Origin of the sequence: Chromobacterium sp. LK1, assembly GCF_001043555.1 — a bacterium.
Lineage (GTDB): Bacteria > Pseudomonadota > Gammaproteobacteria > Burkholderiales > Chromobacteriaceae > Chromobacterium > Chromobacterium aquaticum.
Genome location: NZ_LDUI01000002.1, coordinates 71047 through 84283, shown reverse-complemented (window position 1 = coordinate 84283; position 13237 = coordinate 71047). Strand labels below are relative to the sequence as shown.

Annotated in this window: 14 protein-coding genes and 1 pseudogene; 8 read left to right on the top strand and 7 right to left on the bottom strand. The window is 65.2% G+C overall.

Translation table 11 applies throughout. The features are described 5' to 3' along the window. The first annotated feature begins 77 nt into the window (after positions 1-77). Genes VI26_RS01595 through VI26_RS01580 form a run of 4 tightly spaced genes read left to right on the top strand, consistent with a single transcriptional unit; the run spans position 78 to position 1932 of the window. The gene (locus VI26_RS01595) at positions 78-644 is read left to right on the top strand and encodes an RNA polymerase sigma factor (RefSeq protein WP_048407993.1); all 567 of its coding nucleotides are present in this window, start codon (positions 78-80) and stop codon (positions 642-644) included. Next, positions 641-1006, top strand: coding sequence for a DUF3619 family protein (locus tag VI26_RS01590; protein WP_082150819.1), 366 nt, complete (start codon positions 641-643; stop codon positions 1004-1006). Before VI26_RS01595 ends, VI26_RS01590 begins: the two co-directional genes overlap by 4 nt. Continuing rightward, positions 999-1388 carry a DUF3106 domain-containing protein gene (locus VI26_RS01585; RefSeq protein WP_048407991.1) on the top strand — a complete coding sequence of 130 codons (390 nt, stop codon included), beginning with the start codon at positions 999-1001 and terminating at the stop codon, positions 1386-1388. Before VI26_RS01590 ends, VI26_RS01585 begins: the two co-directional genes overlap by 8 nt. Next, complete coding sequence (locus VI26_RS01580) at positions 1375-1932, top strand: RDD family protein (protein WP_048407990.1); 558 nt, start codon at positions 1375-1377, stop codon at positions 1930-1932. Before VI26_RS01585 ends, VI26_RS01580 begins: the two co-directional genes overlap by 14 nt. 3 nt (positions 1933-1935) lie before the next feature. Here the strand turns inward: VI26_RS01580 and VI26_RS01575 are convergent, their stop codons facing one another. Then, on the bottom strand, positions 1936-2838 hold the full coding sequence (locus tag VI26_RS01575) for a LysR family transcriptional regulator (protein ID WP_048407989.1): 903 nt from the start codon (positions 2836-2838) through the stop codon (positions 1936-1938). Positions 2839-2944: 106 nt separating this feature from the next. Between VI26_RS01575 and VI26_RS01570 the strand changes: the two genes are divergently transcribed. Continuing rightward, positions 2945-3373, top strand: coding sequence for a carboxymuconolactone decarboxylase family protein (locus VI26_RS01570; protein WP_048407988.1), 429 nt, complete (start codon positions 2945-2947; stop codon positions 3371-3373). A 126-nt stretch (positions 3374-3499) separates the two neighbouring features. Continuing rightward, the gene (locus VI26_RS01565) at positions 3500-3997 is read left to right on the top strand and encodes a MarR family winged helix-turn-helix transcriptional regulator (protein WP_048407987.1); all 498 of its coding nucleotides are present in this window, start codon (positions 3500-3502) and stop codon (positions 3995-3997) included. A gap of 87 nt (positions 3998-4084) precedes the next feature. On the opposite strand, the gene VI26_RS01560 is transcribed toward VI26_RS01565, so the two are convergent. Together VI26_RS01560 and VI26_RS01555 are read right to left on the bottom strand one after the other, a co-directional pair. Next, positions 4085-4720 carry a lytic transglycosylase domain-containing protein gene (locus VI26_RS01560; RefSeq protein ID WP_048407986.1) on the bottom strand — a complete coding sequence of 212 codons (636 nt, stop codon included), beginning with the start codon at positions 4718-4720 and terminating at the stop codon, positions 4085-4087. 7 nt (positions 4721-4727) lie between these two features. Further along, a complete protein-coding gene (locus tag VI26_RS01555) occupies positions 4728-6437 on the bottom strand; it encodes a proline--tRNA ligase (protein ID WP_048407985.1) in 1710 nt (569 codons plus the stop codon). Positions 6438-6746: 309 nt separating this feature from the next. Here VI26_RS01555 and kup point away from each other — a divergent pair, with 309 nt between their 5' ends. Beyond that, complete coding sequence (gene kup, locus VI26_RS01550; protein ID WP_048408038.1) at positions 6747-8612, top strand: low affinity potassium transporter Kup; 1866 nt, start codon at positions 6747-6749, stop codon at positions 8610-8612. Positions 8613-8674: 62 nt separating this feature from the next. Here the strand turns inward: kup and ampD are convergent, their stop codons facing one another. Together ampD and VI26_RS24925 are read right to left on the bottom strand one after the other, a co-directional pair. After that, positions 8675-9262, bottom strand: a complete 588-nt coding sequence (gene ampD / locus VI26_RS24930; protein WP_231580939.1) for a 1,6-anhydro-N-acetylmuramyl-L-alanine amidase AmpD — start codon at positions 9260-9262, stop codon at positions 8675-8677. A 6-nt stretch (positions 9263-9268) separates the two neighbouring features. Continuing rightward, positions 9269-9694: pseudogene (locus tag VI26_RS24925) on the bottom strand (GNAT family N-acetyltransferase); the annotation flags it as partial. 225 nt (positions 9695-9919) lie between these two features. Here VI26_RS24925 and VI26_RS01540 point away from each other — a divergent pair. After that, complete coding sequence (locus VI26_RS01540) at positions 9920-10453, top strand: hemerythrin domain-containing protein (RefSeq protein ID WP_048407983.1); 534 nt, start codon at positions 9920-9922, stop codon at positions 10451-10453. Positions 10454-10543: 90 nt separating this feature from the next. Here the strand turns inward: VI26_RS01540 and tal are convergent, their stop codons facing one another. Further along, entirely contained in the window at positions 10544-11605 is a 1062-nt protein-coding gene (gene tal / locus VI26_RS01535) for a transaldolase (RefSeq protein ID WP_048407982.1), read from the bottom strand. Between the two features lie 320 nt (positions 11606-11925). Then, positions 11926-13233, bottom strand: a complete 1308-nt coding sequence (gene phoR, locus VI26_RS01530; RefSeq protein ID WP_048407981.1) for a phosphate regulon sensor histidine kinase PhoR — start codon at positions 13231-13233, stop codon at positions 11926-11928. Positions 13234-13237: the final 4 nt, after the last annotated feature.

Below are 13237 nucleotides of genomic sequence, written 5' to 3'. Positions count from 1 at the left end.
GGAAAAAAATCAGGCTTGGCCGAATCGGCGACGCTCTGCTACCATCTTCTGTTGGCATCTACTCAAACTCTCATCCAATGGCTAGCCGCAAGGAAATGGCCGACTTTCTCGAGTCGGCGGAAAAACGCGCTTTCAAGCAAGCGTGGTATGCGGTCCAGAATGAAGACAGCGCATTGGATATCGTGCAGGACTCGATGATGAAACTGGCGGATCGCTATCCGCACGCCCCGGCGGCGGAGCTGCCGCTGATCTTCCAGCGCATCCTGCAAAACACCATTCGCGACTACTACCGCCGCAGCAAGGCGCGCCGCTTCGTCAGCACGCTGCTGTCCTCGCTGATTCCCACCCGCGAGGAGGACGACAGCCCGGATCCGCTGGAACTGCTGGACGTGGCCGCCGACGAGGCTCAGCACAACCCGGAGCGCTGGTATGCGCGCAAGGAAACCGCGGTGCTGATCGAGGCTTCGCTGCAACTGCTGCCCACCCGTCAACGCGAGGCGTTTTTGCTGCGTTATTGGGAAGGTCTGGATGTTGCCGACACCGCGCGCGTGATGGGCTGCTCCGAAGGCAGCGTGAAAACGCATTGCTCGCGCGCCAATCACACACTGGCCGCCATCCTGACGCAAAAGGGAGTGACGCTATGAAACCTTCCAATCCCCTGCCCGGCCACGTCGCACGCGTGCTGGATCATGCCGGCGCCGATCTCGACCCCGCCGTGGAACACAAGCTGCGCCAGGCGCGCGCTCGCGCGCTGGCCCGTTTCGATGCCCAGGCCGCCCAGGCGGAGTCCTCGCGCGAACGGCTGGGGCTGTGGGCGCAGCGCCATGTGCTGCTGCTGCGCCGAGGCAGCCTGGCGCTGGGCTTCGCGCTGCTGACCGGCGCCGGCATGATGCTGGCCGAGGACCTGCTGCTGGAAGAAGAGGCGGTGGACGCCGCGGTGCTGGCGCAGGACCTGCCGTTCGAATCGCTGCTGGAGCCGCATTTCAGCCGGGGGCTGCATGAATAGCGGCCGTCGGCTGCTGCTCGCGCTATGCCTGAGCGGCCTGCTGACGCCGGCGGCCAAGGCCAGCCCGCCGGCCAATCCCGGCTGGGCGCAGTTGAGCCCGGAGCAGCAGGAGGTGCTGGCGCCGCTGGCCGAGGAATGGGACCGCTACGCGCCGTACAAGAAGCAGAACCTGCTGGCCATCGTGCCGCAGTTCCGCCAACTGCCGGAAACGCAGCGCCTGCGCGTGCAACAGAAGCTGAAGGCATGGTCAGAGCTGAGCCAGCAGCAGCGCGATGAAATTCGCGCCAATTGGAAAGCGCTGCAGCAGATGCCGCCCGAACAACGCCAGCAGGCCATCCAGCGCCTGCGGCTACAACACAAGACCCAAGATGCCTCCCGCTGACGCCACCCTGCCCCCGCCCACGCTGAAACGCAGCCTGGCCAGCCTGTTCTATGAATTGCTGCTGGTCGCCGCCTTGCTGCTCACCGTCACCGCCGTGCTGACGCCGCTGCAGATGCTGATCGGCCAGGACACGCTGTTCAAGACGCTGCTCAAGGCGGTGCTGGCCATCGCGCTGTTCGGCTACTTCGGCTATTGCTGGGTGCGCAGCGGCCAGACCGTGGCGATGAAGACCTGGCGCATCAAGCTGGTCAACGCCCACGGCGGCGGCATCGTCTGGAAACAGGCGGCGGTGCGCTATCTGGTGGGCATGGCCTTGTTCGTCGGCATGCCGGCGGTGTCCTATCTCGGCTGGGCCAACGCCTACGGCCACCAGCCGCAGGCGCTGTGGCTGGCGCTGAGCTGGTGCCTGATTCCCTTCCTGGCCAAGTTTTACGACCGCGACAAGCTCTTCCTGCACGACAGGCTGGCGGGCACCCGCCAGATCGTGCTGCCCAAACCGCCGCATCCCGGCAAGAAACGACGCGGCGACTCCGCGCCGGACTGATCCCTAAACGCAGGCAGGCCGCGCCAGCAAGGGCTCCGCCTCGGTGAACTCCGTCAAGGCGTCCAGCAATGCTCGCACCCGCGCCGGCACATGGCGCCGTTGCGGCCACACCGCGTACACCGGCCGCGGCGCCATTTCCCACTCCGGCAACAGCTGGCGCAAACTGCCGTCCCGCAATTGAGCATGGCACAGGCTGTGCGGGCACACCGCCACGCCGGCGCCGGCCTCGGCCAAGCGGCGCGGCAGCAGCATATCGTTGACTTGCAAGCTGGCCGGCGGCAATTCCGATTCCGCGCCATCGGCCGCGCGCCGCAGCCGCCAGCGTTCGAACGGTTCCGCCAGCAACAGCGCATGGTTCGCCAGCGCCTCCGGCGCGCCGGGCTCGCCCCGCTCCGCCAGATAGGCGGGCGACGCCACCAGCAAGGTGCGCACCCAGCCCAATAAGCGCTGGTTCAGCCGCGAATCAGGCTGCTCGCCGACGCGCAAGGCCAGATCGGCCATGCCGCTGAACAAATCGTCGATGGCATTGTTCAGACGCAGTTCCAGCCGCAGTTCCGGATAGCGCTGCAGCATGCGCCGCCACACCGGTACCAGCAGATCATTGCCCAGGCTCAACGGCGACAGCACCCGTAGCACGCCCTTGACCTGGTTCAGCGCCGTTCCCAGCGATTCCGTCTGCTGTTGCAGCGCGGCCAGCAGCGGCCGGCAATGTTCGTAGTATTGTCCGCCCTCCGCCGTCAGCTCCATGCGCCGCGCGCTGCGGTGCAATAAGCGGCAGCCCAGCCGCCGCTCCAGCGCCTGCAGCCGGCGCGACAAGGTGGCGGCCGGCATCTCCAGCACGCGGGACGCCGCATTCAGGCTGCCGGCGTCGACGATGCGCACGAAAAGTTGCAGATCATCCAGCATGATTTCATTTTTGCAATTTGAATTTGATTTTTTAAGTCTATTTGCGCAAATGGTTTTTTTCTAGACTCGCGCTGCACTTACGCAAACGTGAATGAAAGGAATCGCCATGGCCCTGCGCCTGCCTTATGCCCAATTGTCCCCCGCCGCCTACCAGGGGCTGGCCAGCGTCAAGGCCAGCCTGCAACACAGCAGCCTGGGCCTGCCCTTGATCGAACTGGTTTATCTGCGCGTGTCCCAGATCAACGGCTGCGCCTTTTGCTTGAAAATGCACGCGTCGGCCTTGCGCGCCAGGGGGGAAGACAATGAGCGCATCGATGCTCTGGCCGGTTGGCGCGTCAGCGAGTGGTTCAGCGCGCGCGAGCGCGCGGCGCTGGAGTGGGCGGAGTCGCTGACGCATATCGCCGTCACCCAGGCGCCGGACCGACACTACCTGCCGCTGCAGGCGCATTTTACCGCCGAGGAGATCGCCGACCTCAGCTTCGCCATCGCCCTGATGAACGCCTTCAACCGGCTGGCGGTGGGCATGCGCCAATAAGCCGCGTCTAGTGTGGGCGATCGCTGGCGACTATGCTTCATATGAAGATAAACTAGCTTCAAGCCGTGCTAATCTCTGCGCCCGGTAGTCATCCAGTTGTCACCCACACATCAGGAACCGTCAGTGATGCAACAAGCACCAGACCAGATTGACCGTATCGTGGCCCTGTGGCGCGAGGTTCGCCCGGACTTGGACCCGTCCTCCACCGAAGTGGTCGGCCGCCTTGTGCGGATGGAGTATTTTGTCACCCGCCGCGTGCTGCACGATCTGGCGCGCCACAATCTGAATGTCGGCGAATTCGACGTGCTGGCCGCGCTGCGCCGCGGCGGCGAACCGTTTCAACTGTCTCCTAATCAACTGCAGGGCATGGTGCTGATTTCCTCCGGCGCGCTGACCAACCGCATCAACCGGCTGGAAGAAGCCGGCCTGGTGACCCGCTCGCCGGACCCGGCCGACCGCCGCGGCGTGATCGTGACGCTGACGCCCAAGGGCTTCGAGGTGATCGAGGACGCCGTCGGCAATCATCTGTCGGCGGAAGCGGAACTGATCGAGATGCTGGACGCGGAGGAGCGGGCGACGCTGGCGCGCTTGCTGAAGAAAATGCTGCAAACCCAGGAGGATTGAGATGCGCGCTCACTCCTGTAGCCTGCCGCTATGAAGCGATAAAAAAACCGGCCTGGATCCCAGCGCCGGTTTTTTTGCATCCGCGCTTCAGCGCAGTTGTAGCGGCGCGACCGACGCCGTCTTCACCGGCAACGGCGCCACCCAGTGCCAGCGGCCCTTCCAGGCGCCCATCACCAGATTGGGATACTCGGCGCGGCCCAGGCTGCCGTTGTAGCGGCCCAGCGCGCGGAACAGATTGCCGCGCTCGATATCCAGGTAGTAGCGCAAAATGGTGCAGCCGTAGCGCAGATTGGTGGTGAGATCGAACAGATTGTGCTGCGGATTGCCTATGCTGCGCACCCAGAACGGCATCACCTGCATCAGCCCGCGCGCGCCGACGCCGGAGATCGCGTACTTGTTGAAGCCGCTCTCCACCTGAACCAGGCCCAGCACCAGTTGCGGATCCAGGCCAGCGCGGGTGGCTTCGTAGTGAATGGCGGTCAGCAGGCGCTCGCGCGTCCACTTGTCCGGAATCCGCTTGGCCAGCCGGCTGGACATTTCGCCCAGCCAGGCGTCGGCTTCGCGCTGGTCGTCGAACACCAGCCGCGGCGCGTTGGCGTCGGACACCGAACGACGCATGGTGGACGCGACGTTGGCGGCCAGCGCCTCTTCCTTCTGCGCGCCGGCCCACGCCGGCATCGCTGCCAGCGCGGCCAACAACACGACGATGCCGGATCGGATCATATGGCGGTCACAGCCCCAGTTTGGCGAGCACTTGTTCCAGCATAGCATCCGCGGCCAGCGCGCTCGCCGCTTCATCGCGGCGGTGCTGGTACTCGACCTTGCCTTCCTTCAGGCCGCGGTCGCCGATGGTGATGCGGTGCGGCGCGCCTATCAGCTCCCAGTCGGCGAACATCGCGCCCGGGCGTTCGCCGCGGTCGTCCAGGATCACGTCCACGCCCTTGGCCAGCAGGCCTTGATACAAGGCGTCGGCGGCGGCCTTCACCTCGGCGGAACGGTCATAGCCCACCGGACAGATCACCGCGCTGAACGGCGCGATGGCGTCCGGCCAGATCATGCCCTTATCGTCGAAGTTCTGCTCGATCGCCGCGCCCAGAATACGGGTGACGCCGATGCCGTAGCAGCCCATCTCGAACGGCTTGGGCTTGCCGTCCTCGTCCAGGAAGGTGGCGTTCATCGCTTCCGAGTACTTGGTGCCCAAATAGAACACATGGCCCACTTCGATGCCGCGCTGGATCGCCAACACCCCCTTGCCGTCCGGCGAGGCATCGCCGGCCACCACATTGCGGATGTCCATCACTTCCGGCTCCGCGCAATCGCGGCCGAAGTTGACGCCGGTATAGTGCTGGTCGTCCTCGTTGGCACCGGTGATCATGTCGGCCATCTTGGCGACGGTGCGGTCGGCGATGACGCGGCCCTTGAAGCCCACCGGGCCCAGCGAGCCGGGATTGGCGCCGAAGGCGGCCTTGATCGCGGCCGGAGCGGCGAAAGTCAGCGGCTTCTTGATGCCGGCGATTTTCTCGGCCTTGACTTCGTTCAGCTCGTGGTCGCCGCGCACCAGCAATAGCACCGGCTGATCTTCGTCGCCGTCCACCACCACCGCCTTGACGGTCTGCTTGATATCGACTTTCAGGAAGTCCACCAGATCGGCGATGGTCTTGACCTTGGGCGTGTGCACCTTGGCCATCGCCGCGCCTGCGGCCGCGCGCTCGCCGGCCGGGGCCACCGCTTCGGCCAGCTCGATATTGGCGGCGTAGTCGGAGTCCGGGCAGTAGACGATGGCGTCCTCGCCGGTGTCGGCGATCACCTGAAATTCATGCGAGCGGTCGCCGCCAATCGCGCCGGTGTCGGCGGCGACGGCGCGGTAGCTCAGGCCCAGGCGGTCGAAGATGCGGCAGTAGGCGGCATACATATTGTCATAGCTGACGCCGGCGGCTTCGACGCTGCGATCGAAGGAGTAAGCGTCCTTCATGGTGAACTCGCGGCCGCGCATCACGCCGAAGCGCGGGCGGCGCTCGTCGCGGAACTTGGTCTGGATCTGGAAGAAGTTCTTGGGCAGCGCGCGGTAGCTTCGCAACTCGTTGCGGGCGATGTCGGTGATCAGCTCTTCGGAAGTGGGCTGCAAGGCGAAGTCGCGCTCATGGCGATCCTTGAAGCGCAGCAGCTCCTCGCCCATCTTGTCCCAGCGTCCGGTTTCCTGCCACAGCCCGGCCGGCTGCACCACCGGCAGGCTGACCTCGATCGCGCCGGCGCGCACCATCTCTTCGCGCACGATGTTTTCCACCTTGCGCACGCTGCGCAGGCCCATCGGCATCCAGGAGTAAATGCCGGCGGCCACTTTGCGGATGAAACCGGCGCGCATCATCAGCTTCTGGCTGGCGATGTCCGCGTCGGCGGGGGCTTCCTTCAGGGTGGAAATGAAAAACTGCGATGCGCGCATGATGCGTCCTTGGTAATACGGTGTAATGAGGGCTTGATTGTAGCGTTTGCCGCGCCTCGCGGCCAAGCCTTGCGCCGGTATCGCCTATTTGCGCTATAAAGATGCGTGTCTCGCCGCCCTGCCGGCTACCCCAGATGCGCCGGCCGCGCAAGCCAGCGGCCGAACTCTGTCGTTTTACAAGAACACATCCCGGCACTTGCGCGGCCTTTGCTTGGCTTACCCAGACCTCTGGAGTAATCTGCGCGCTCAAGAACCATCGATATTGCTGTGCAGCAATATACGATGACGAATCAATTCCATTGGATGCTTATGCAGGATCACAACAAACAGGCCATGGCTGGCCTGACCCTGGCCGCTCTGGGCGTGGTATACGGCGACATCGGCACCAGTCCGCTGTACACCCTGCGCGAGTGCTTCACCGGCCAGGGCATCCCCACCACCCCGGAAAACATCTTCGGCATCTTGTCGCTGATTTTCTGGTCGCTGATTTTCGTGGTTTCCATCAAATACGTCGCCTTCGTGCTGCGCGCCGACAACCGCGGCGAAGGCGGCATCATGGCGCTGATGGCGCTGGCCCGCCACTACACCACCCACGCCGCGCGCTGGAAAATCGTGCTGCTGGGGCTGTTTGGCGCGGCGCTGTTCTACGGCGACGCCATCATCACCCCGGCGGTGTCGGTCTTGTCCGCCGCCGAGGGCATGGAGTTGATTTCGCCGGCGATGGAAAGCTATGTGCTGCCGATGGCCATCGGCGTGCTGACCGGCCTGTTCCTGCTGCAGCGCTTCGGCACCGCCAGCGTCGGCCTGCTGTTCGGCCCCATCATGCTGATCTGGTTTTCCGTGCTGGGCCTGCTCGGCCTGCACCAGATCCTGCAAGCGCCGCAGGTGCTGCAAGCGCTCAATCCCTACCACGCGCTGCACTTCATCGGCCACAACGGCTGGGGCTCCTTCCTGACCCTGGGCTCGGTGGTGCTGGCGCTGACCGGCGCCGAGGCCTTGTACGCCGACATGGGCCATTTCGGCAGCTCGCCCATCCGCCGCGCCTGGTTCAGCCTGGTGCTGCCCGGCCTGGCGCTGAATTATTTCGGCCAGGGCGCGCTGCTGATGCAGAACCCGGCTGCGATCAAGAATCCCTTCTTCCTGCTGGCGCCGGACTGGGCGCTGCTGCCGCTGATCGTGATGGCGACGCTGGCCACGGTGATCGCGTCGCAGGCGGTGATTTCCGGCGCTTACTCGCTGACCCGCCAGGCCATCCAGCTGGGTTACTGCCCGCGGCTGGAAGTGCAGCACACCTCGGAAAAAGAGATCGGACAGATTTACATGCCCTTCATCAACTGGGCGCTGCTGATCGCGGTGATGGTGGTGGTGCTGACCTTCAAGACCTCGTCCAGCCTGGCCGCCGCCTACGGCATCGCCGTCACCGGCACCATGCTGATCACCACCTGCCTGTTCTTCGTGGTGGCCCGGGTCAACTGGCGCTGGCCGCTGCCACTGGCGCTGGGCATCACCCTGCTGTTCGCCACCATAGATCTGGGCTTCTTCAGCGCCAACATCCACAAAGTGGCCGACGGCGGCTGGCTGCCGCTGGTGCTGGGCATGGCCATCTTCACGCTGATGAGCACCTGGAAACAGGGCCGCGAGCTGCTGTTCACGCGCCTGCGCGACCAGGCGCTGCCGCTGGACAGCTTCATCGAAAATCTGGAAGCCTACCCGCCGACGCGGGTGCAGGGCACCGCGGTGTTCCTGACCAGCACCCTGCACGGCGTGCCGCACGCGCTGCTGCACAACCTCAAGCACAACAAGGTGCTGCACGAGCGGGTGGTGTTGATGACGGTGCGCACCGAGGATGTGCCCTATGTGGCGGAGGAGGAGCGGCTGGAGATCGTGCAGATGTCGGCCTCGTTCTGGCGCGTGGTGGCCCGCTACGGCTTCAAGGAAGACCCGAACGTGCTGCAGGTGCTGGAGGACTGCACCGCCCAGGGCCTGGCCTTCGAACTGATGGACACGTCCTTCTTCCTGTCGCGCGAGACCATCGTGTCCACCGAGCGTCCAGGCATGTCGCGACTGCGCGAGAAGCTGTTCGTGTGGATGAGCAAGAACGCGATGCGCGCCACCGACTTCTTCCAGGTGCCGACCAACCGAGTGGTGGAGCTGGGCGCGCAAGTCGAGCTGTAACGCCTCCCGCCCCGCTCACAAGCCGGACCGGCCTTGCCCGTCCGGTTTTTTCGTGGCCGACTCTAGCGCCGCAGACCGCTGTCCGCCTCCGCCCGCGCCCAATCGAAGAACGGGCCGGGATCGGTCTTGCGACCCGGCGCGATGTGCTCATGGCCGATGATGGCGCTAAGCGGCAGCTTGCGCCGCAATGCCAGCGTCAGCGCTTGCAGCGTGCGGTATTGCGCCTCGCTGAACGGTTCGAAATCGCAGCCTTCCAGTTCCACGCCTATGGAAAAATCATTGCAGCGCTCACGCCCCCGCCAGCTGGACACGCCGGCATGCCAGGCGCGCCGCGTCACCGGCACGAACTGTTGCAGCTCGCCGGAGCGACGAATGAAGAAATGGGACGACACCCGCAGCTGCTGGATCTCGGCATAGAACGGATGCTCGTCCGGATTCAGCCGGTTCTGGAACAGCTGCTCCACGCCCAGCCCGCCGTAGCGATACGGCGGCAGGCTGATGTTATGGACCACCAGCAACTCCGGCGCCATGCCCTCGGCGCGTTCATCGTGATTGGGCGAGGGCAGCCTGCGCGCGCCGTCGACCCAGCCATCGTCCAATAGCTGGAACTCCGGCGGCTGCGGCGGCTGATAATTCAAGCGCCACAGCATCAGCCCATCCGGCGTGGACCAGCGCTGCTCGGCGACGAAGCCGGCCTTGCGGTACAAGGACAACGCGGCGATATTGACCTCGGCGGTGTCCACGCTGACCTCGCGCTCACCCACCAGCGCCCGGTTCAGCAGACGATAGCCCCAGCCGGCGCGCAAGTGTTGCGGATCCACCACCACTCGTTCAATGTGCAAGCCATCGTCGTCGCGGCGCGAGGCCACCAGCAGGCCGCGCAGCGCCTCGCCCTCGAACGCGCCCCAGACTCTGTCGGCGCAGGCCCGCGCCGCGGCCAGATCCGCCCATAGCAAGGGCAGCTGCGGATAGGACAGCCATTCCGCTTCCAGCTGGTGGGCCGCCAATTGCAACTCCAAGGCGCGCGCGGCCAACGCCGCCTCGCGTAGATCCAGGCATTTCACTTCAAACGGGGCTTGCATCCAACCTCCTGTGGCACAGCGCTTGCGCACGCAACATTTTAGTCATCGGAACAGTCCAATATCTCACTTGTTTTCTGCCGGCCAACGCAGTATCAAGAACAACCGGGGAGCGGCAAGGCCGCCCCGGCATTCTAGCGCCGCCACGCGCCGGCTTGAGCCGGATCATGGCCGCAGCCCGCTCCATGCCGCAGAATGCAGCCCGTCACCCACTACAGGAGAACGCCAATGCTGACCCTGGACACCTTGAGCAGCGCCGCCGCGCCCAGCTTCGAACAGCCGCTGGAAATGCTGCTGGCCTGCCATGACAAGATTCGCCGCTTCTGCGATCAGCTGGACCAGCTGCCATCCTATATCGAGCAACACGGCGTCAACGAGGCCGCCCGCAATACGATAGACGGCGTGGTCCGCTATTTCGACCTGGCCGGCCCCGCCCATCATACCGACGAGGAGGACGAGCTGTTCCCGCTGATTTTGCAGCGGGTGCCCACCGCCGCCTCGCGGCTGGAGCAGCTGAGCGCCGAACACGGTTATCTGCATTCCTGCTGGAACGCGATCCGCGACGATCTGCTGGCGCTGCGCGACGGCAAGATCCACAGCATCAGCCGCAATGAGCTGGCCGAGTTCGCGCGCCAGTACCGCGAACACGCCGCCGCCGAGGAAAGCTGGCTGTTTCCCACCGCCGCCTCGGCCATCAGCGCCGAAGAGATGAGCGCCGCCGGGCAGCGCATGGCGGCGCGCCGGATGCAGCAGGCCGCCTGAGCGACGGCCGCTCCCGGCCGCACGCGCAAAAAAGGCTGACCGTAGCGGTCAGCCTTTTTATCTTGCCGCGCTCAGTGCCTGTTTACATTCTCAGGCGGTCAGCTTCAGCAACTGCTCGAACGCATCCTCGAACAGCTTCAAGCCATCCCGCTGCAGCTTCTCGCCGGCGGCGGCCAGATCCACGCCGGCCGCGCCCACCGCGTGCAGCAGGGTCTGCGCGTCGTCCATGCCTTGCGGCAACGTCAGCGCGGCCTGGCCGTGGTCGCGGAAGGCGGCCAGCGTGCCGTCCGGCACGGTGTTGACGGTTTCGTCGCCAATCAGGCTTTCCACGTAGAGCACGTCGGAGTAAGCGGCGTTCTTGGTGCCGGTGGACGCCCACAGCAGGTATTGCGGACGCGCGCCGGCGGCTTTCAAGGCGGCGAACTCGGCGCCATGGAAACGCTCGCGGTAGCGGGCGTAAGCGGCCTTGGACAGCGCGATGGCCACCTTGCCCTGATGAGCGGCGCCCACTTGCGGGTCCAGCAGGCTGTCGACGCGGGACAGGAAGAAGCTGGCCACCGCCTTGATTCCGGACACATCCTTGCCGTCGGCGAGACGGGCGGACAGGCCGGCGATGTAGGCGTCCCACACCGCCTCCACTTGCGGCAGCGAGAACAGCAGGGTGATGTTGACGTTGACGCCTTCGCGGGTCAGCGCCTGAAACGCGCGGATGCCGGCGGCGGTGGCCGGAATCTTGATCATGGCGTTGGGGCGGGCGATTTCCGCCCACAGGCGGCGCGCAGCGGCCAGGGTGCCGGCCTCGTCGTTGGACAGCTCCGGCGACACTTCCAGGCTGACATAGCCGTCATTACCCTGGCTGGCGTCGTACTGGCCGCGCAACAGATCGCAGGCGGCCTGGATGTCCGGCACCACCAGCGCTTCGTAACGCGCCTCGGCCGACAGACCGGCGTCCGCCTTCAGACGGGCCAGATCGGCCTGGTAGCTGGCGTCGCCGCTGATCGCCTTGTAGAAGATCGCCGGATTGGAGGTCACGCCGGCGATGCCGTCGTCGGCCAGCAGGCGCGCCAGTTCGCCGGAAGCGATCAGTTCGCGGGACAGATTGTCCAGCCAGATGCGCTGGCCGAAGGGGCGGATGGATTGCAGTCGATTCATGGTGGAACGATCCAGGATAAAGTCAGAGCGGGCCCGGCGTCGCCGAGCCGGCCGGTGGTGGCCGCGCCATAGAGCCTGTTCAGAGTCTCGCGCACAAGGGCGAGACAAGACGAAAACAGCCGAGGAAGCGGAATGCACATACGGTACATGAGCATTTCGAAGCGGGTTTCTAACGCCGTATCGCCGAAGCGCAGCAGACTTTGAACAGGTTCTAAAATCGGCGGGCTAAAACGGACATCCTAACCCGCTTGGAGCGGCGCGCCAAGAGCGCCGACCCAAGCTTGCAAGAATACGCCGCATGCGGCCCCGCGGCGCGGCGCTCAGGCCGCTTGCGAGCCGCTGCGGCGGTCGCGCGGGAACACCGCGGAAAATACGCTGCCCTTGTCCGGCTCGCTGCGGATCTCCAGCCGCGCATGGTGGCGCGCCAGCACATGCTTGACGATGGCGAGGCCCAGGCCAGTGCCGCCGCTGCCGCGCGAACGGCCGCGGTCCACCCGGTAGAAACGCTCGGTCAGCCGCGGGATATGCTCGCGCGGGATGCCGATGCCGGTGTCGCTGACAGAGAAGCGCAACTGCTCGCCCTCCTCCTTCCAACTCAACGTGATGCAGCCGCCCTCCGGCGTGTAGCGCACCGCGTTGGACACCAGGTTGCCGAAGGCCGAATGCAGTTCCTGCTGACTGCCCCACAACCAGGCGTCGCTGTGCCGGTCCAGCTTGACCTGATGACGACCGTGGGACAGGCCCTCGGCCTCCACCATCAGCGTGTCCAGCATGTCCTGCATGTCCACCCGCTCCGACACCGTCGCCTTGGGGCTGTTCTCCAGCTTGGACAGGGTCAGCAGGTCCTCGACCAGGCTTTGCATGCGCCGTGACTGTTCCAGCATCATCGGCAGGAACTGGCGGAAGGTGGTGTCGTCCACCTGCGGCATATCCCCCAGCGTCTCCAGAAAGCCGCCCACCACCGTCAGCGGAGTGCGCAATTCGTGCGAGACATTGGCGACGAAATCCTTGTGCACGGTCTGCACCCGTTCCAGCTGAGTGATGTCGCGGGTCAGCAGCAGCTTGCGGGTGGAATCGAAGGGCACCATCTGCAAGGAGATCACCAGTTCGCGCGGCTGCACGAAGTTGAGCACCAGCGGCTGGCTGAAGCGCGCTTCGCTCATATAGGCGTGAAAGGCCGGCTGGCGGATCAGATTGAGAACCTGGTTGCCCACGTCGCGTTTGCGGTCCAGGCCCAGATGCTCCACCGCCATCGGGTTGATCCACTCGATGCGGTCGTGCTCGTCCAGCACCACCACCCCGTCCGGCATCGCCTCGCCAGCGTTGATGAAACGTTCCAGCGCGTGGGTGAGTTTTCTCTGGCTCTGGCTCTGGGTGCGCGTGATGCGGTACAGCGTCATGAAGATGGTGTGCCAGACGCCGAAACCATCCGGCACCCGCTCCGGCGTCGGCCGTTGCAGCCAGCGCAGCAGCAGCGCCACATGGTAGAGATTGAAGGCCAGCCAACTGCCCAGGCAGATGGCCACCGCGATCAGTCCGTCTTCCGCCGATGAACCCAGCCAGAAGCCGAGGCCGATGACGGCGGTCGCCAGCAGCGAGGCCAGCGTGCGTTTCAGGAATTCAGGCATCAGG

What these genes read in the sequence shown, in the direction of transcription:
- ampD (WP_231580939.1), bottom strand. Translation starts at nt 9,262, where the DNA reads ATGCTGTGGCGCTTGAATTATCAGCCGCCGCAGCCGCCGGAGTTCCAG.
- VI26_RS01580 (WP_048407990.1), top strand. Translation starts at nt 1,375, where the DNA reads ATGCCTCCCGCTGACGCCACCCTGCCCCCGCCCACGCTGAAACGCAGC.
- VI26_RS01555 (WP_048407985.1), bottom strand. Translation starts at nt 6,437, where the DNA reads ATGCGCGCATCGCAGTTTTTCATTTCCACCCTGAAGGAAGCCCCCGCC.
- VI26_RS01595 (WP_048407993.1), top strand. Translation starts at nt 78, where the DNA reads ATGGCTAGCCGCAAGGAAATGGCCGACTTTCTCGAGTCGGCGGAAAAA.
- VI26_RS01560 (WP_048407986.1), bottom strand. Translation starts at nt 4,720, where the DNA reads ATGATCCGATCCGGCATCGTCGTGTTGTTGGCCGCGCTGGCAGCGATG.
- tal (WP_048407982.1), bottom strand. Translation starts at nt 11,605, where the DNA reads ATGAATCGACTGCAATCCATCCGCCCCTTCGGCCAGCGCATCTGGCTG.
- VI26_RS01585 (WP_048407991.1), top strand. Translation starts at nt 999, where the DNA reads ATGAATAGCGGCCGTCGGCTGCTGCTCGCGCTATGCCTGAGCGGCCTG.
- VI26_RS01565 (WP_048407987.1), top strand. Translation starts at nt 3,500, where the DNA reads ATGCAACAAGCACCAGACCAGATTGACCGTATCGTGGCCCTGTGGCGC.
- VI26_RS01590 (WP_082150819.1), top strand. Translation starts at nt 641, where the DNA reads ATGAAACCTTCCAATCCCCTGCCCGGCCACGTCGCACGCGTGCTGGAT.
- phoR (WP_048407981.1), bottom strand. Translation starts at nt 13,233, where the DNA reads ATGCCTGAATTCCTGAAACGCACGCTGGCCTCGCTGCTGGCGACCGCC.
- kup (WP_048408038.1), top strand. Translation starts at nt 6,747, where the DNA reads ATGCAGGATCACAACAAACAGGCCATGGCTGGCCTGACCCTGGCCGCT.
- VI26_RS01540 (WP_048407983.1), top strand. Translation starts at nt 9,920, where the DNA reads ATGCTGACCCTGGACACCTTGAGCAGCGCCGCCGCGCCCAGCTTCGAA.
- VI26_RS01570 (WP_048407988.1), top strand. Translation starts at nt 2,945, where the DNA reads ATGGCCCTGCGCCTGCCTTATGCCCAATTGTCCCCCGCCGCCTACCAG.
- VI26_RS01575 (WP_048407989.1), bottom strand. Translation starts at nt 2,838, where the DNA reads ATGCTGGATGATCTGCAACTTTTCGTGCGCATCGTCGACGCCGGCAGC.